Below are 15,365 nucleotides of genomic sequence, written 5' to 3' on the forward strand. Positions count from 1 at the left end.
ACGTCGCGCATGCCGGTTCTGGAGATCGACGCCGTGGTGTTCGACGTGCTCGGCACCCTCGTCGACGAACCCGCCGGGATCCGCGCCGGCATCCGCGAGCGCGCTCCCGCTCTTGCCGATCCGGTCGTCGACGACCTGGTGCGGCGGTGGCAGGACCACATCGAGGCCGAGCAGCGGCGCATCGCCGGCGGCGACCGGCCCTACGTCGCCAGTGACGTCCTCGACCGGGAAGCCGCCCAGGTCGTCGCCGACGCGGCCGGCATCGCCGACCCGGCCGCGCTCGCGTCGTCGGCCTGGCGGCTCCCGCCGTGGCCCGACGCGGTGGCCGGTCTGGCCCGGCTCGCCGGACGGTTCCCGCTGATCGGGCTCTCCAACGCCGGCCGGACAGCGTTGCTGCGACTCAACGCCCACGCGGGATTGCGGTGGCACCAGGCGCTTTCCGCCGAGGATGCGCGGGCCTACAAGCCGGACCCGGCCGTGTACGAACTCGCGGTCGCGGTGTCCGGGGGCCCGCCGGAGCGGCTGCTGATGGTCGCGGCGCACGCCTGGGACTTGCGTGGGGCGCGGGGAGCCGGCCTGCGGACGGCCTACGTCGCCCGGCCCGTCGGAGACCCGCCCGCGTCGTCGGATCGGTTCGACTTGCACGCGACGGGGCTCGCCGAGCTGGCCGACCGGCTGGGCGTGCCGGTCCGGTAAACCGGGCGGTGTCGACATGCCGATCCGGCTAGGGTGGGCCGATGAGTTCGGTCAGGCAGGTCCAGATCACCTTCGACTGCGCGGATCCCGAGCGCGTCGCCCGGTTCTGGTGCGAGGTGCTGGGGTACGTCGTCCCGCCGCCGCCGGCGGGGTTCGAAAGCTGGGACGACTTCGACAGCTCGCTGGCGCCCGAGCGTCAGGGGTCGGCCTTCGCCTGCGTCGATCCCACGGGTGCGGGCCCGCGGCTGTTCTTCCAGCGTGTGCCCGAAGGCAAGGTCGTCAAGAACCGGGTGCACCTCGACGTCCGGGTCGGCACCGGGCTCGTGGGTGACGAGCGCCTCGCCGCCCTCGAGGCCGAGTGCGCCCGGCTGGTCGCGCTCGGCGCGGTCCACGAGCGCACGCTGTACGCCGACGGCTTCAACGAATCCTGCATCACGATGCAGGACGTCGAGGGCCACGAGTTCTGCCTCGACTGAGGCCGGACGTCAGACAGCGGCGGTCCGTTCGATCACCGCGACGAGGTCGGCGAGGTCGGCGTCGAACTCGGCGTCCCAGTCGACCTGGGGGTCGAGCAGGGGACCGAGGCGGTGGTGGGCGGGCAGCTCGTCCGGCCCGAGCAGGGCGCGGCGTGAGCGCATGTCCCGGTTGCCGTCGGAAAACCGGCCCTGGGTCTCGGAGATGACGAACCCGAGCACGAACGTGCTCAGCAGCCGCTCGAGGCGGGCGACGTGGGCGTCGGGGACCCCCGCGTCCAGCAGGGCCTGGTAGATCCGGTCGACGGCGACGACGGCGTCTTCGGTGACCGACGGCCGGGTGAAGAGCAGGTTCACCACCGCGGGGTGTTTCTTCGCGAGGACCCGCACGCCACCGGCGAGCTGCCCCAGCCGGTCGAGCGGCGGCGCCGCCGGATCGGGCTCCGGGAGGAGGCCGAGCAGGCGGCCGACGATCGCGTCGAGCAGGTCGTCCTTGCCGCGGAAGTAGCCGTAGAGGGCCATCGGGGTGAGGTCGAGCCGGCCGGCGACGGCCCGCATGGACACCGCGTCGAGCCCCTTCTCCCCGGCCAAGGCCATCGCCGCGTCGACGATCTCGTCGCGCCGGCCGGTCTTCATCTTGCGCACCCGGTCAGTCTACGGTGTAGATTCATGGTCTACACCGTAGACTGGAGGTGGAGGATGCTCGAAGTCACCGATCTGGTGAAGCACTACGGCGCGACCCGCGCGTTGTCGGGGTTCACGCTGCGCGCCGAGCCCGGGGAAGTGGTCGGCCTGGTCGGCCACAACGGCGCGGGCAAGTCGACGTTCGCCCGGCTGGTGGCCGGCCTGGCCGCGCCGGACGCCGGCGAGGTGCGGATCGGCGGCCGGGCGCCGAAAGCGGCCCGGGCCCTGCTCGGCTTCGCACCGCAGGAACCGGCGCTGTACCCGAGCGCCACCGTCGCCGAGACGCTCCGGCTCTTCGGCGGCCTGGCCGGCCTGCGCCGCCGCGCCCTGGCCGAGGCGATCGACCGGATCGCCGGCGCGCTGCTGCTCACGGCGTTCCTGCACCGGCGGGTCGGCGTCCTTTCCGGCGGCCAGCAACGGCGGACGCAAGCGGCGACGGCGATGCTGCACCGGCCCCGCCTGCTGCTGCTCGACGAACCCACCGCGGGCGTCGACCCGCAGACCCGGGCGGCGCTGCTCACCGCCGTCCGGGCCGCGGCCGCCGAGGGTGCGGCGGTCGTCTACACCACCCACTACCTGCCCGAGCTCACCGAACTGGGCGCGACTCTCGCCGTCGCCAAGGGCGGCCGGGTGATCGCCCGCGGCACCGCGGCGGACCTGCTCGGCGGGCTGCCCGGCGAGATCCTGCTCAGCACCGACGACGGCGAGATCCGGGTCCCCGCCGCCGATCCCGGGGCGGAACTGGCGGGCGTGCTGGCGACGACGTCCGCGCACGTCCGCGACGTCGAACTGCGCCGGCCGACCCTCGACGACCTCTACCGGGCGGTGGCGCATGAGTAGGTTCTCGGTGCTGGTGCGCCACAACGCGGTGCTGCGGCTGCGCGACCCCGGCCACCTGATCAGCTACGCGGTGATGCCGATGGTGCTGATGCTGGTGTTCAAGCCGCTCTTCGCCGCCTCGGTCGCCGACGGCCCGGCCCAGGCCGTGCTCGGCCTGCTGGTGATGTTCACCGTGCTCGCACTGTCCATCGTGGGCACCGCGATGCTGTCGGAACGGACCTGGAACACGTGGGACCGGCTGCGCGCCACCCCGGTCACGGCGGGGGAACTGCTGGTGGGCAAGGCGATCCCGGTGTTCGCCGTCCTGGTGCTGCAGCAGGCCGTGCTGCTGGTGTTCGGGCACTACGTCGTGGGCATGCCCGCGCCCGCGTCCCCGGTGCTGCTCGGGTTCGCGGTGCTCGTCTGGAGCCTGACGCTGCTGGCGGTCGGCACCGCGGCGGCGACGCTCGTGCGCAGCCACGGCGAGCTGTCGGCGGTCTGCGACGTCGGCTCACTGGCCGTCTCCGCGCTCGGCGGCGCGTTGATCCCCGCCGCGATGCTGCCGGCCTGGGCGCACACGATCGCGCCGATTTCGCCCGGCTACTGGGCGATGACGATGCTGCGCGGCGCCGTCGAAGGGCAGGCCGGCGACGTCTTCCGCGCGGCCGCGGTCCTCGGCGGGCTCGCCGTCGTCGCCGGGGGCGTCGCCGTGGTGCGGCTGGAGCGCGGCCTGAGCCGGCTGCGGGGGTGACTCAGCCGGCGCGCGCGGCGACGGCCGCCAACGTCGTGTACGGCATGGTGAACCGGCCGCCGATCTCGTCGACGGCCGCGCCGACGTCGGCCAGTACTTCCGCCAGCTTGTCGGCCGGGAGCCGGGTCAGCGCGCCGGTGGTGGGCAGCAGTTCGAGCCATTCGTCGCGCGTGTACGAGTGCTCCCAGCCGAACTGCCACTGTGCGGGCTCGGCGAGTCCCTCCGCCTGGCGCATCCCGTCGGCCGCCGCGGCGAACATCGTCCGGTAGATGTCCAGCGCGGTCCGGTCGTTGCCCGCGACGGCCATGGGGGAGTCGGGGACGACGCGCTTCAGCGCTGTCGCATAGGCCTCCGCGACGCCGGGCGGCATGTCGTACACGTGCCCGAACACGGCCAGCAGGCCGCCCGGCCGCAGGACCTCGGCGGCCTTCGCGGGACCGGCGACCGGGTCCACCCAGTGCCACGCCTGGCCGGCGACGACGGCGTCGAACGTCCGGCCGGCGGGGTCCCACGCTTCGAACGTCGAGACCTCGACGTCGACGCCGGTCTCGCGGGCGAACCCGGCCATCCGCGCGTCCGGGTCGACGCCGAGCACGCGGCAGCCGGCCGCCTGGAACTGCCGGGCTTCGATGCCGGTTCCGCAGCCCACGTCGAGGACGTCCCGCCCGGGACTCGCGGCGAGGATCCGCGCCACCAGCGCGCCGGGGTAGGGCGGCCGGGCCCGGTCGTAGCGTGCGGGATCGACCCCGAACGACTCCGCGATCCGCCGGGCCTGATGGGGTGCCGTTCCGGCAGAATAGTGCTGTTCCGAAGGGGAAGTGGGCATGCGCCCACCATAGTGGGCACTTGCCCACGCGGGCAAGGAGGAAACCGGGTGCCGACCGGAGTGCACATCCGCGACGCGCGGCGGCAGCTGTTCGACGCCGCCGAGCGCGTCCTGCTCCGGGACGGCCCGAGCGCGCTGACCAGCCGCTCGGTCACCACGGAGGCCGATTGCGCGAAGGGCGTGCTGCACCGGCACTTCGCCGACTTCGACGAGTTCCTGGCCGAGCTCGTCCAGGAACGCATCACCCGCGTCGACGAGCAGGCGGCGGCCCTGCGCGCCGCGGCCGGCACGGGCTCGGTCGCGGGCCACCTCGCCACCGCGCTGACGGAACTGCTCGATCCGATCGCGGTGGCGATGGTCAGCCTCGTCTTCTTCCGCGACGAGGTCCGCACCCGGCTCCGACGCGCCGGCCCGGCCCACGGCATCCCGGTGCTCGCCGAGGCCCGGGGGATGCTCGCGACCTACCTCGCGGAAGAACGGTCGCTGGGCCGCATCGCCGCCGACGCCGACGCCGAGAACGTCGCCCTGTCGCTGATCGGGGCGGGCCACCTGCTGTTCGCGGGCCGCCGTCCCGGTGACGCGCCGTCCCCGGCGGAGGTCGACCAGCTGGTGGCGACGGTCATCGCGGACGTCCTGCAGCGGCGCCTGTTGTAGGCAGCGGACTGCTCGCGCGCAGGAACCGCCCCGGTGTTCATCCCCTGCCCGCCCGCGGGGCTGCGCACGTGCGCAGCGTCGCCGCCGGGAACACGCGGCCGGCCCGCAAGGTGGGCACGTGCCGGCTGGTGATCCGGAACCGGGACCGCCGGTGCGGGGCGCGCAGGCGCGCCGGCAGCGGCACGACGTGGTCCCGGATGTCCTGCGGTGCCGACAAAGCCGGTACGTCGTCGTCGGTGGCGGCGCTGGGATCGGTGGCCGTGAACCTCCAAGGGGCGCCGGTGCCGGCGGTGATGCGGCAGGCGGAGTGACGATCGGGGTCAGCCGGCCGCCGAGCGGCCGCCGTCGATGGTGACGATCGTGCCGCTGATGTAGCCGGCGCGGTCGGAGGCCAGGAACGCCACCAGGTCCGCGACCTCCCGCGGCTCGGCGACCCGGCCCGAGGGCAGCGCGGCGAAGCTCGCGTCGACGTCCGCGTTGGCCGCGCGCATCGCCGTGATCCGCTCGGTGGCGACCGGGCCCGGGTTCACGCCGACGACGCGGACGCCGTCGCGCGGGCCGACGCCGCCCAGCGCCCTCGTGAAGGCCATCAGCGCCGCGTTGCCCGCGCCGCCCGCGATGTAGCCGGCCGTCGGACGCTCCCCACCGGTGCCGATCACGTTGACGATCACGCCGTGGCCGGCCTCGCGCAGCCGCGCGTACACGAGCCGGGTGAGGTCGACGTACCCGAAGACCTTGAGGTCCCAGGCGTGCCGCCACCGGTCGGGGCCGATCTGGTCGAGGGAGCCGGCCGGGATGTCGCCCGCGTTGTTCACCAGGATGCCGGCGTCCGTCGTGGCCGCGGCGAGCCGCTCGAGGTCGGCGGCGACGCGCAGGTCCACGACGTGCACCGTGACCTCGACCCCGTGCGCTTCCCGCAGTTCCCGGGCGCGGGTCTCCAGCGCGTCCGCGCTCCGGGCCGCCAGGTGCAGGTGACAGCCCTCGGCGGCCAGCACCTCGGCGATCGCCGCCCCGATGCCCTTCGACGCGCCGGTCACCAGGGCGCGCCGGCCGTGAAGATCCAGGTCCATCTGCCGTCCTCCGTGTCGCTGCGGGAAAGTCCGGTCAGGCGGGTGGTTCGGTATCCAGGACCATCTCCGCCGTGAAGCCGATCAGCCGGCGCAGGGCGGCGTCGGCCCGTTCGCTGTCGCGGGTCATGACCGCGTCGAGCAGCTCCCGGTGTTCGTCGTGGCCCGCCGGATCGGCCGGGTCGTGCGCGCCCGGCGTCGGGCGGAGCCAGCGCCGGTACAGCTCGGCCTCTTCCCGCAGGGACGCGGCCAGGTCGCGCAGCCGGGGGTTGGCGCAACCGGCCAGGAGCGCGGTGTGGAAGTCGGCGTGGGCGATCAGCCACGCCTCACCGGGCTCGTCGCCGTCTTCGCCGGCGAGCGGGGTCTGCTCGAACGTGTGATGCGCGGCCAGCACCTGGCCCTGCCACGCGAGGTCGCCTTCGCCGATGGCGCGGCGCAGGGCGAGAGATTCGATCTCGGTGCGGGTGTCGGTCAAGTCGGCCAGCCCGCGTTCGGTCAGGTCGGTGACCTGGAAACCGTGGTGGGCCTCGGAACTGACCAGGTTCTTGGCGACCAGCTTGAGCAGCGCTTCGCGCACGGCGCCCGTGCTCACCCCGTAGCGCTCGCTGAGCTCGGGGAACTTCAGCCGCTCGCCGGGGCGCAGCCGGCCGCCCAGGATGTCGGCCCGGATGCGGTCGTGCACCGCCTCGCTGCGGGTCTGCTGCCCGGTTCCCCTTGCCATGAGACGGAGCTTACAACATTCGACAGCTGGGCATACTTTTAAAAGTATGATTGACTGTTGAAAGTGAGACCGAGAAGGAGAACCTGATGACCAGCCCGTACGACTCCCTGCCCGCCGTCCGCGAGTTCGCCGTCACGAGCGCGGACGTCGCCGACGGGGCACCGCTGCCCGTCGCGCAGTTCGCCGCGATGAGCGGTGTCGCCGGCGCCGAAGACCGTTCCCCGCAGCTGTCGTGGAGCGGCTTCCCCGACGCCACGCGCAGCTTCGTCGTCACGATGTACGACCCGGACGCCCCGACACCGTCCGGCTTCTGGCACTGGGCGGTGGCCGACATCGCCGCCGACGTCACGTCCCTCGAAGCCGGCGTGGCCGCCCTCCCCGACGGCGCTTTCCCCATCGCCAACGACGTCCGCGAGCCGGCCTACACCGGCGCGGCTCCGCCGCCGGGAACTGGCAAGCACCGCTATTACATCGCCGTCACCGCGCTCGACGTGCCGTCCGTGACCGCGCTCGGCGTCACGCCGGAGTCGACCCCGGCGGCGCTGAGCTTCGCCATCCTCGGGCACACGCTCGCCCGGGCGATCCTCGTGCCGTGGGCCGGAGAATGAGCCGCTGCCACGCCGAGGTGAGCCCCTTGCACGCCGCCGTGTACTTCGCGCCGGAGCGGGAGGACGAACTCGCGAAGCTCGGGCTCGAACGCGGGTCCACGGCCTACTTCGCGGGCCGCGCGGCTCCGCTCGGGGCGGTCGGCGCGGGGGCGGTCACGGCGACGTTCGCCAACTTCAACCACGAGCACGTCGCCCGGTCGCTGCCCGCCGCGTGGACCGTCACCACGCCGGAGGCGGTGCTCGACGCGAGGCTGCGCGGCGTCGACGGGATGCTGCGCCGGCTGCTCGGGCCGGACGCCTTGACGTCGACGGAACTGGCCGAGGCGGCCGGGTTGGCGGTGCGCGCCGCCGAGGGCGGCCACCGCGAGGCGCGGCCGCTGTACGCCGCCAACGCCGATCTCCCCGTGCCCGGGGAACCGCACCTGGCGTTGTGGCACGCCGCGACCCTGCTGCGCGAGCACCGGGGTGACGGGCACGTCGCCGCGCTGGCGGTGGCTGGCCTGTCCGGGCTCGAGGCCATCGTCCTGCACAACGCCACCGGCACCGCGGCGACGTCGGCGCTGCTCAAGCGGACCCGCGGGTGGTCCGACGAGCAGTGGGCCGACGCCCGGGAGGGCTTGCGCGAGCGCGGCCTCCTGGACGAGGCGGGGGAGATCACCGAGGCGGGCGTGGCCTTGCGCGCCGAGGCCGAGGCGCTCACCGACCGCCTCGACGCCGCGCCGTACGACCACCTCGGCCCGGCCGCCACCGCCCGGCTGACCGCACTGGCCGGCGCCTTCACGGCGGCACTCCGGAGGGCGGGCGCTTTCCCCGCGGCGGCCTTCGGCAAGGGGTGACGGCCGGGAGCCTCCCGGTCGATCCGCCACGGCGGCGGCGCGCGTGAGAGGCTTGACCTCGGCCGTAACCACCGGAGCGAGGTGGCGCACCGTTGGGGGGCGGCCGATCGAGACCGAGGAACGCCATGACGTACCCGCAGAACCCCGGCCCGCCGCAGGGACCGTATCCCGGCCAGCAGCCGTACCCGGGGCAGCAGCCCTACCCGGCACCCTCGGGCGGTTTCCCCGCGCAGCAGTACCCCGGCCAGCCCGGGTACCCGGCGCCGTACCCGCAGGCGCCCTACCCGGCGCCGGGTTACGGGCTGCAGCCCCCGAAGCCGAACGGTGCCACGGCGATCACCGCGGGTGTGCTCGCCGTGCTGGGCGGGCTGTTCTCCCTGTTCGGCCTGATCAGCTCCATCGTGGGGCTCGCGGCCCTGGGGTCGGTGTACTGGCTGTTCTTCCTCTTCCTGATCCAGGACGTGCTGCTGGTGGGGACACTGCTGCCCGGCGGCATCCTCCTGTTCCTGCGCAAGCCGATCGGGCGGCTGCTGACGATCATCGGCAGCGGGCTCGCGATCCTGACGAGCATCGTGTCGGTCGTGCTGAGCGCGGTCGGTGTCGGCTACGTCGGCGGCGTCTACCTCGGCGGCGCGATCTTCGGCCTGCTGCTGGTCGTGGTCCCGGCGGCGGCCACGCTGACCCTGGCGATCGTCAAGCCGACGGCGGTCTGGTGCGGCGGTACAGCGCCGGGCGTTGTGGGTTACCCGCCGCGCTGACCCGCTGTAGCCCGCCTCTGTCCACTGTGGATACGCGGCGGCCGGTCCCTGTTCGTCGGGCGGCTCCTGCGGCCGCGTTCGCGCTAGCCCCCGCGATCGTCAAGCCGGCGGCGGTCTGTTGTGGCCGCGCCACGCCGGGCATCGTGGGTTGCCCGCCGCAGTCCGAACCTGTCCACTGTGGACGAGCAGGAGCGGGTCACTGCTCGTCGGGCGATTCCTCCGGCGGACGTGTGCCGAGCAGCTGGTGGGCCCGCAGCGCCATCTGGATCTCCAGCCGTTCGAGCGGGTCGGCGAGCCGGTCGCCGAAGAGGCCCGTCAGCTGGCTGACGCGGTAGCGCACCGTCTGCGGGTGGATGCCGAGGGCCTGGGCGATGTCCGGGGTGTTCCCGTTGTGCTCCAGCCAGCTCAGCAACGTCTCGGCCAGCCTGATCTGCTGCTTGACCGTGAGGCCCGCGAACGGCGCGAGCACCTTCGCCGACAGCTGGTCGAGCAGGAAGGGATCCAGGAGCAGCCAGAGCGTCGACAGGTGGTCGCCGCAGTGGGTCACCGTGCGGTCGTCGACGAGCCCGCGCCGGACCAGGTCCAGTGTGTTGCGGGCCCAGTGCCGGGACGTCGCGGCTTCGGGTGGGCGGACGCGGGGGCCGACCGCCGCCCGCCAGCCCGGCAGCCGGCTTTCGAGGGCGCGCAGGTCGCGGTCCGGGTTCGGGGTCAGCAGGCAGGGTTCGCTGCCTTCGAGGTCGAGCAGTACGTCGTCGGGCAGCTGGGGCGCGGCGGTGAGGTGCTGCTCGTCGCGCGGTTCGAGCGCGATGACCGTGACCCACTCCGGGATCTCCCACTTCGCGGCCTTCGCCATCGTCGCGACGGTGGCCGGTGAGGAGGCCGGGGTGGCCAGGAGCAGGTCCAGCAGCCGCCGGCGACGGCGTTCGAGCGTCCCGGTCGCCCGCGCCTGGGCCAGGGTGTACCCCTCGACCGAATAGGACGAGATCTCGTCCACGTAGGCGAAGATGGCTTCCGCGCCGATGCAGAGGATCGCCGCCGGGAGCCGGTGGACCTGGCCGAACTGCGAGACGTAGCGCCAGGCGGCCCGCCCGCCTGCGCGGTAGGCGGCCTGCAGCGAGTTCAGGCTCCCGCCGTCGTGGTGGAGGCGCTTGCCGACCTCGATGAACAGCTTCTGCCAGTCGTCGTGGCCAGTCTCCTGGTCTTCGATGGTGTCGATGCAGCTGACGACCGCGTACTCGATCGCCTGCACGATCACCTTGCCGAACTCGCCTTCGAGGGGCTTCGCGTATTCGGGCACGGCGCGCTGGATCTCGTCGAGGATCCGCCGCGCGACGGGCTCGGCGTGCGGCCGGAACCGCCGCGCGATCTCCGTCGGCAGGGAGCACCACAACCGCCGTGCCTGGCCGGCGTCCCGCTGCTGCGGGACCAGGTGCGCCACGTCGTGCGAGACCGCCCGGTCTCCGGTCGTCCGCGTCACTGGTCACCCCTTGCCGCACGACGGCGGCGGCTTCTCCAGTGAAGTCCGCGCGACCCACCGCGTGCTCACATCGCGTCTGACGCTCCGACACCGGACGCGCACGCCATGTACTCATACGCGGTTCGATTTGGCAACCGTTGATCTTGCTCCCGGGTGACGTTCTGTCGCTTCGCGAACAACCGGCCGGGCGAAGTTGTCAACGTCCGACAAGTCCCCGCGGCCGCCGGAACGGGCGGGCACTCACGCCCGCACGGGGTTTGGCGGACCGATTTGTGAACCCGGGCGGTATCTTCACGCGCGCCGCCGTTGTTAGCGTGATCAGCCTGTTTCCGCTGCTCACGACCGGGAGGACGGCATGGTCGGGCTGGTGTCGTGGTGCTTCCGGCGGGCGCCGTGGGTGGTGGCCTGCTGGCTGCTCGCCCTCGGTGGGCTGCTGTTCGCCGCGCAGCACACCGGGGCGGCCTACCGCGACACTGTCGCGCTGCCCGCGGCGGACAGCACGGTGGCGGCGGACCTCCTGCGCGGCGCGGGCGCGTCCGGGGACCAGGAGCGCGTGGTTGTGCGATCCGCCGACAGCGCCCGGCTCGACACGCTCGCCGGCCGGCTGCGGAGCCTGCCGCACGTCGTCTCGGTCGATCCCGGCCCGGTGTCGGCCGAGCACGGCGTCGCCGTGCTCGACGTCCGCTTCGACGCCGAAGCCGAGGCGCTGGGGCAGGCGGTGGCCGACGACTTCGCGGACGTCGTGCGCGGCGCCGACGGGAACGGGGTGAGCGCCGGGGCGTCCGGGCAGCTGGCCGCGATGACCGCCGCCGCGCCCGGCCTCGGCAACGCCGGGATCGGGCTGGTCGCCGCCGCGCTCGTGCTGCTGCTGACCTTCCGCTCGCTGACGTGCGTGCTGCTCCCGGTCCTCACGGCGTCGGCGTCGGTGGGCTGCGCGCTCGCCGTCGTCGCGCTGCTGTCACACGTCCTGACCGTCCCGAAGATCAGCACCGAGATCGCCGCGCTGCTCGGGCTCGGCGTCGGCGTGGACTACGCGCTGTTCGTGCTCACCCGCTACCGCCAAGGGATCCAGGACGGCCTGGCCGCCGAAGAGGCGCTCGCCGCCGCGGCCGCGACGTCGTGCCGGAGCGTGGTCTTCGCCGGGGTGACGGTCTGCGTGTCCTTGTTCGGGATGTTCACCGTCGGCCTGGCGTTCCTCGACGGGATCGCCGTCGCCGCGGCGGTTTCCGTGCTCCTGACGATGTTCGCCGCGCTGACCCTGTTCCCCGCGTCGCTGCGGCTCCTCGGCCGGCGGATGCGCGTCCGGCCGGTGGACGCCGGCGGGCGGTGGACGCGGGCCGCGCGCTCGGTGACCTCTCGTCCGGCGCCCTACGCCGCGGCCGCCGTGCTGGTCGTCGCCGTGCTCTCGCTGCCGATGACGGGCCTGCGGCTCGGCGTGCCGGGAGCGGACCTGGACCCGCCGGGCAGCGTCACGAAGGTCGCCGCGGAACTCCTCGAAGAGGGCTTCGGACCGGGCGCGAACGGGCCGATCCTCGTGGCCGGCCGCCTCGACCGGGCCTCGGTGGAGTCCTTGCGCGAAACCCTGCTGACCCGGGCCGACGTCGGGCCGCCCGGCTACCTGCCGGGGCCGGTCGCGGTCCTGACCGTCGTGCCGCGGACCGCGCCCGACGACCCGGCCACCACCGACCTGCTCGCGTGGATCCGCACGGTCGGCGGCCCGGACGTCCACCTCGGCGGGGTCGTCGCCACCCAAGCCGACTTCTCCGCGGCGATCACCGGGCGGCTGCCGCTGTTCCTGCTCAGCGTCGTGGGCATCTCGGTGCTGGTGCTCGCCTGGGTGTTCCGCAGTGTGCTCATCCCGCTGACCGCGGCGGTGATGAACCTGCTCACCGCCGCGGCGACGACCGGCGTCGTGGTCTGGGTGTTCGGCGCGCCCCTCGAGCCGTACCTGCCGGTGTTCCTGTTCGCCGGGCTGTTCGGGCTGTCGATGGACTACGAGGTCTTCCTCATCGCGCGGATCCAGGAGGCGTGGCGCCGCGGCGCGGACACGCGTGGCGCGATCGTCGAGGGTCTCGTGTCGACCGGGCGGACCATCACCGCCGCCGCGCTGATCATGGCGCTGGTGTTCGTCTCGTTCGCCTTCGTGGACGCGCGGGTGGTGCGCGAAGCGGGCGTCGGGCTGACCGTCGCCGTGCTGCTGGACGCCGTGCTGATCCGCTGCCTGCTGGTCCCGGCGGTGATGGTCCGGCTCGGTGAAGCGAACTGGTGGTTCCCGCGCCGGTTGCGTCCGCGTGAGCACCGTTCCGGCGCTATTCCGGTGCCGGATGACAATCATGAAGTCCTGACATCCACCGACCGTTGATTCCATTCCGGCGCGTTGTTAGTTTCCGGAAATCACCCGGTGAAAGGAGACCGCCGAAATGATTCGCGCCGGCGCGGCCGCCATGGTCATCGCCGTGACCGCCGCCGTTTTCCCGGGCGTCGCGACGACCGAAGGATTCGCTACCAGTTTCGTCGACGTACCCGCCGCCGGGGGAGTCACCCTCGGCGCCATGGTGATGGCTCCGGCGTCGCCCGGCCCGCACCCCCTCGCCGTGCTCATCGGCGCCTGGGGCGGCGGCCGCACGCAGAACATCGTCCCGGCCCGCGACCTGGCCAACCGCGGCTACGTGGTGATCTCCTACGGCGCCCGCGGCTTCGGCGAGTCCGGGGGCGCGGTCGAGGTCGCCGGGCCCGACGACATCACCGACGTCTCCACGGTCATCGACTGGACCCTGGCGCACACGGCCGCCGACCCGGCCCGGATCGGCGTCGGCGGGGTGTCCTACGGCGCCGGGATCGGCCTGATCGCGGCCGGGTTCGACGCGCGGATCAAGGCCGTCGCCTCGCTGAGCGGCTGGGCCGACCTGGTCGCGTCCCTGACCCAGAACGACACCCGCCACGGCCTCGCCGGGCTGGTGCTCTACCTGTCGGGCAAGGCCAACGGCACGCTCAGCCCCGAGACCGACACGATGCTGACCAAGTTCCTGGAGCCGGCGATCTCCGACGCCGACTCCCAGGCGGTGATCGACTGGGCCCGGCCGCGCTCGCCGTCGTCCTACGTGGACCGGATCAACGCGAACCACCCGGCCGTGCTGGCCATCCAGACCTGGAGCGAGACGGTCTTCCAGCCCGGCCAGATGGCCGGCCTCTACCAGCGGCTCACCGGGCCGAAGCGCGCCGAGTTCGTGCCGGGGGACCACGCCGCGTCCGAGTCCGGCGGCCTGCTCGGCCTGCCGAGCGACACCTGGACGTCGGTCTACCGCTGGTTCGACGCCCACGTCGCCGGCACCGACACCTCGATCGAGGCCGAACCGCCGGTCGTCACCCGCGCCCGGCCGGGGACGCAGCGCCCGGAGTACTTCGCGGACTGGCCGAGCGTCGTCGCGCCGGCGTCCCGGTCCTACCTCGGCCGCGACACGCTGCAGGCCGCGCCCGCCGCCTGGAGCAGCAGTGTCGCGGCGAACCGCGACACCGTCGCGAACGGCGGCGTCCCGCTGGCGACCTACAGCCTGGAGGCGCTGAGCGGGAACCCGCCGACGGCGTTCCTCTGGCAGGTCGACCGGGGCAGCGGCGCGGTCTGGAGCCAGCCGCCGGTCAAGACCGCCACCCAGCTGCGTGGAGCGTTGCGCGCGCACCTCACGGTCGTGCCGCCCGCCGCCGTCGGCACGGTCGTCGCCTACGTCTACGACGTCGACCCGCTCGGCACCGGCAGCCTCGTCGACTACCTGCCCTACAGCTGGAAACACGCGACGCCGGGGCGGCCGCAGCCGGTCGAGCTGGACTTCTCCCCGACGGCCTACACCCTCGCCGCCGGCCACCACCTCGCCCTGGTCGTCGACTCGAAGGACCCGCTGTTCCTCGACTGGAACACCGGCGACGGGCGGCTGGGCTTCGTCTCCACTGCGGCCGACCCGTCCTGGCTCGACGTACCCGTGCGGAAGACCGGAGTGACGCCGTGACCGGAACCGTGCCCGGCACCCGCGAGGAGTTCACGGCCCTGCGCGCGGGCGGGCTCAACTGGGACGTCCTCCCGTTGCGGCTGTTCGCCAAGGGCAACGCGAAGTTCTGGAACCCCGCCGACCTGGACTTCACCCAGGACGCCGTCGACTGGGCGGCGCTGTCGGACGAGCAGCGTTTCGCCGCGACCATGCTGTGCGCGCAGTTCGCCGGCGGCGAGGAGGCGGTCACGCACGACATCCAGCCGTTCCTCGCCGCGATGGGCGCCGAGCGCCGGTTCGCCGACGAGATGTACCTGACGCAGTTCTGCTTCGAGGAAGCCAAGCACACCCAGGTGTTCCGGCTCTGGCTCGACGCCGTCGGCGTGACCGGCAACCTGCACGAGCACGTCGAGGACAACCCGGGCTACCGCGCGATCTTCTACGACGCGCTGCCCACCGCGCTCGGCCGGTTGCGGGAGGATCCCAGTCCCGCCAACCAGATCCGCGCGTCGGTGGTCTACAACCACGTCGTGGAAGGTGTGCTCGCGCTGACCGGGTACTTCGTGTGGAACCGGGCCTGCCGCACGCACGGGATCCTGCCCGGCATGCAGGAGCTGATCCGCCGGATCGGCGACGACGAACGCCGGCACATGGCCTGGGGCACCTTCACCTGCCGCCGCCACGTCGCGGCCGACGACCGCAACTGGCAGATCGTGCAGGACGAGATGCAGGCCCTGCTGCCGCACGCCATCGCGCAGATCGAGTGGACCACCGCCCGGCTCGACGGCGACCCGTTCGACCTGCGGCTGGACGGCGTCATGGAGTACGCCGCCGACCACGCGATGCGCCGCCTGCGCGCGATCGAAGCGGCGCGCGGGATGCCGGTCGCGTCCATCGACCTGGACTACAGCCCGGAACAGCTCGAGGAGGACTTCCTCGACGAGGACACGGCAAGCGAATCCGCCTAGGGCCCTCTGCCGCGGCTCCTCGTGAGTGTTTAGGGCGGTTCTAACCG

17 protein-coding genes are annotated in these 15,365 nt (G+C 73.3%); 12 read left to right on the forward strand and 5 right to left on the reverse strand.

Annotation, left to right across the window (positions count from 1 at the left end; genetic code table 11):
• Positions 1-9 precede the first annotated feature (9 nt).
• The gene (locus tag OG494_RS08350; protein ID WP_328453581.1) at positions 10-696 is read left to right on the forward strand and encodes a haloacid dehalogenase type II; all 687 of its coding nucleotides are present in this window, start codon (positions 10-12) and stop codon (positions 694-696) included.
• A gap of 41 nt (positions 697-737) precedes the next feature.
• Positions 738-1,172, forward strand: coding sequence for a VOC family protein (locus OG494_RS08355; RefSeq protein WP_328453583.1), 435 nt, complete (start codon positions 738-740; stop codon positions 1,170-1,172).
• 9 nt (positions 1,173-1,181) lie between these two features.
• On the opposite strand, the gene OG494_RS08360 is transcribed toward OG494_RS08355, so the two are convergent.
• Positions 1,182-1,805, reverse strand: a complete 624-nt coding sequence (locus OG494_RS08360) for a TetR/AcrR family transcriptional regulator (RefSeq protein ID WP_328458901.1) — start codon at positions 1,803-1,805, stop codon at positions 1,182-1,184.
• A gap of 63 nt (positions 1,806-1,868) precedes the next feature.
• On the opposite strand from OG494_RS08360, the gene OG494_RS08365 reads away from it, so the two are divergent.
• Positions 1,869-2,693 (forward strand): ABC transporter ATP-binding protein, encoded by an 825-nt coding sequence (locus OG494_RS08365; protein WP_328453585.1) that lies wholly within the window; start codon positions 1,869-1,871, stop codon positions 2,691-2,693.
• Entirely contained in the window at positions 2,686-3,423 is a 738-nt protein-coding gene (locus tag OG494_RS08370; protein ID WP_328453587.1) for an ABC transporter permease, read from the forward strand. The genes OG494_RS08365 and OG494_RS08370 overlap by 8 nt, the downstream gene beginning before the upstream one ends.
• A 1-nt stretch (position 3,424) precedes the next feature.
• Here the strand turns inward: OG494_RS08370 and OG494_RS08375 are convergent, their stop codons facing one another.
• Positions 3,425-4,186 (reverse strand): class I SAM-dependent methyltransferase, encoded by a 762-nt coding sequence (locus OG494_RS08375; protein ID WP_328458902.1) that lies wholly within the window; start codon positions 4,184-4,186, stop codon positions 3,425-3,427.
• A 111-nt stretch (positions 4,187-4,297) separates the two neighbouring features.
• Between OG494_RS08375 and OG494_RS08380 the strand changes: the two genes are divergently transcribed.
• Together OG494_RS08380 and OG494_RS08385 are read left to right on the forward strand one after the other, a co-directional pair.
• Positions 4,298-4,903, forward strand: coding sequence for a TetR/AcrR family transcriptional regulator (locus OG494_RS08380; RefSeq protein WP_328453588.1), 606 nt, complete (start codon positions 4,298-4,300; stop codon positions 4,901-4,903).
• 68 nt (positions 4,904-4,971) lie between these two features.
• Positions 4,972-5,214 carry a hypothetical protein gene (locus tag OG494_RS08385; RefSeq protein WP_328453589.1) on the forward strand — a complete coding sequence of 81 codons (243 nt, stop codon included), beginning with the start codon at positions 4,972-4,974 and terminating at the stop codon, positions 5,212-5,214.
• Between the two features lie 9 nt (positions 5,215-5,223).
• Here OG494_RS08385 and OG494_RS08390 read toward each other — a convergent pair whose 3' ends face one another.
• Both OG494_RS08390 and OG494_RS08395 read right to left on the reverse strand, forming a co-directional pair.
• Positions 5,224-5,973, reverse strand: coding sequence for a short-chain dehydrogenase/reductase (locus tag OG494_RS08390; RefSeq protein WP_328453591.1), 750 nt, complete (start codon positions 5,971-5,973; stop codon positions 5,224-5,226).
• Between the two features lie 34 nt (positions 5,974-6,007).
• Positions 6,008-6,691 carry a GntR family transcriptional regulator gene (locus OG494_RS08395; RefSeq protein ID WP_328453593.1) on the reverse strand — a complete coding sequence of 228 codons (684 nt, stop codon included), beginning with the start codon at positions 6,689-6,691 and terminating at the stop codon, positions 6,008-6,010.
• 86 nt (positions 6,692-6,777) lie between these two features.
• On the opposite strand from OG494_RS08395, the gene OG494_RS08400 reads away from it, so the two are divergent.
• The 3 genes from OG494_RS08400 to OG494_RS08410 all read left to right on the forward strand — a co-directional run bounded on the left by OG494_RS08400 (position 6,778) and on the right by OG494_RS08410 (position 8,893).
• Complete coding sequence (locus OG494_RS08400; RefSeq protein ID WP_328453595.1) at positions 6,778-7,299, forward strand: YbhB/YbcL family Raf kinase inhibitor-like protein; 522 nt, start codon at positions 6,778-6,780, stop codon at positions 7,297-7,299.
• Positions 7,296-8,135: an SCO6745 family protein gene (locus OG494_RS08405; protein WP_442874470.1), complete on the forward strand. Its 840-nt coding sequence runs from the start codon at positions 7,296-7,298 to the stop codon at positions 8,133-8,135. The genes OG494_RS08400 and OG494_RS08405 overlap by 4 nt, the downstream gene beginning before the upstream one ends.
• Positions 8,136-8,260: 125 nt before the next feature.
• Positions 8,261-8,893 carry a hypothetical protein gene (locus tag OG494_RS08410; RefSeq protein ID WP_328453597.1) on the forward strand — a complete coding sequence of 211 codons (633 nt, stop codon included), beginning with the start codon at positions 8,261-8,263 and terminating at the stop codon, positions 8,891-8,893.
• A gap of 196 nt (positions 8,894-9,089) precedes the next feature.
• On the opposite strand, the gene OG494_RS08415 is transcribed toward OG494_RS08410, so the two are convergent.
• A complete protein-coding gene (locus tag OG494_RS08415) occupies positions 9,090-10,331 on the reverse strand; it encodes a helix-turn-helix domain-containing protein (RefSeq protein WP_328458904.1) in 1,242 nt (413 codons plus the stop codon).
• Positions 10,332-10,725: 394 nt separating this feature from the next.
• Between OG494_RS08415 and OG494_RS08420 the strand changes: the two genes are divergently transcribed.
• From OG494_RS08420 to OG494_RS08430, 3 genes are read left to right on the forward strand one after another with little or no spacing between them, the layout of a single operon-like run.
• Positions 10,726-12,732 (forward strand): MMPL family transporter, encoded by a 2,007-nt coding sequence (locus OG494_RS08420; protein ID WP_328453599.1) that lies wholly within the window; start codon positions 10,726-10,728, stop codon positions 12,730-12,732.
• 58 nt (positions 12,733-12,790) lie between these two features.
• The gene (locus OG494_RS08425) at positions 12,791-14,371 is read left to right on the forward strand and encodes a CocE/NonD family hydrolase (RefSeq protein ID WP_328453601.1); all 1,581 of its coding nucleotides are present in this window, start codon (positions 12,791-12,793) and stop codon (positions 14,369-14,371) included.
• Entirely contained in the window at positions 14,368-15,318 is a 951-nt protein-coding gene (locus OG494_RS08430; protein WP_328453603.1) for a R2-like ligand-binding oxidase, read from the forward strand. The genes OG494_RS08425 and OG494_RS08430 overlap by 4 nt, the downstream gene beginning before the upstream one ends.
• Positions 15,319-15,365: the final 47 nt, after the last annotated feature.

Source organism: Amycolatopsis sp. NBC_00438 (assembly GCF_036026695.1).
In the GTDB taxonomy this organism is placed as follows: Bacteria; Actinomycetota; Actinomycetes; order Mycobacteriales; family Pseudonocardiaceae; genus Amycolatopsis.

Coding starts and splice junctions, on each gene's coding strand:
- OG494_RS08390 (WP_328453591.1), bottom strand. CDS start 5,973: ATGGACCTGGATCTTCACGGCCGGCGCGCCCTGGTGACCGGCGCGTCG.
- OG494_RS08360 (WP_328458901.1), bottom strand. CDS start 1,805: ATGAAGACCGGCCGGCGCGACGAGATCGTCGACGCGGCGATGGCCTTG.
- OG494_RS08350 (WP_328453581.1), top strand. CDS start 10: ATGCCGGTTCTGGAGATCGACGCCGTGGTGTTCGACGTGCTCGGCACC.
- OG494_RS08425 (WP_328453601.1), top strand. CDS start 12,791: ATGATTCGCGCCGGCGCGGCCGCCATGGTCATCGCCGTGACCGCCGCC.
- OG494_RS08420 (WP_328453599.1), top strand. CDS start 10,726: ATGGTCGGGCTGGTGTCGTGGTGCTTCCGGCGGGCGCCGTGGGTGGTG.
- OG494_RS08365 (WP_328453585.1), top strand. CDS start 1,869: ATGCTCGAAGTCACCGATCTGGTGAAGCACTACGGCGCGACCCGCGCG.
- OG494_RS08355 (WP_328453583.1), top strand. CDS start 738: ATGAGTTCGGTCAGGCAGGTCCAGATCACCTTCGACTGCGCGGATCCC.
- OG494_RS08400 (WP_328453595.1), top strand. CDS start 6,778: ATGACCAGCCCGTACGACTCCCTGCCCGCCGTCCGCGAGTTCGCCGTC.
- OG494_RS08370 (WP_328453587.1), top strand. CDS start 2,686: ATGAGTAGGTTCTCGGTGCTGGTGCGCCACAACGCGGTGCTGCGGCTG.
- OG494_RS08395 (WP_328453593.1), bottom strand. CDS start 6,691: ATGGCAAGGGGAACCGGGCAGCAGACCCGCAGCGAGGCGGTGCACGAC.
- OG494_RS08410 (WP_328453597.1), top strand. CDS start 8,261: ATGACGTACCCGCAGAACCCCGGCCCGCCGCAGGGACCGTATCCCGGC.
- OG494_RS08405 (WP_442874470.1), top strand. CDS start 7,296: ATGAGCCGCTGCCACGCCGAGGTGAGCCCCTTGCACGCCGCCGTGTAC.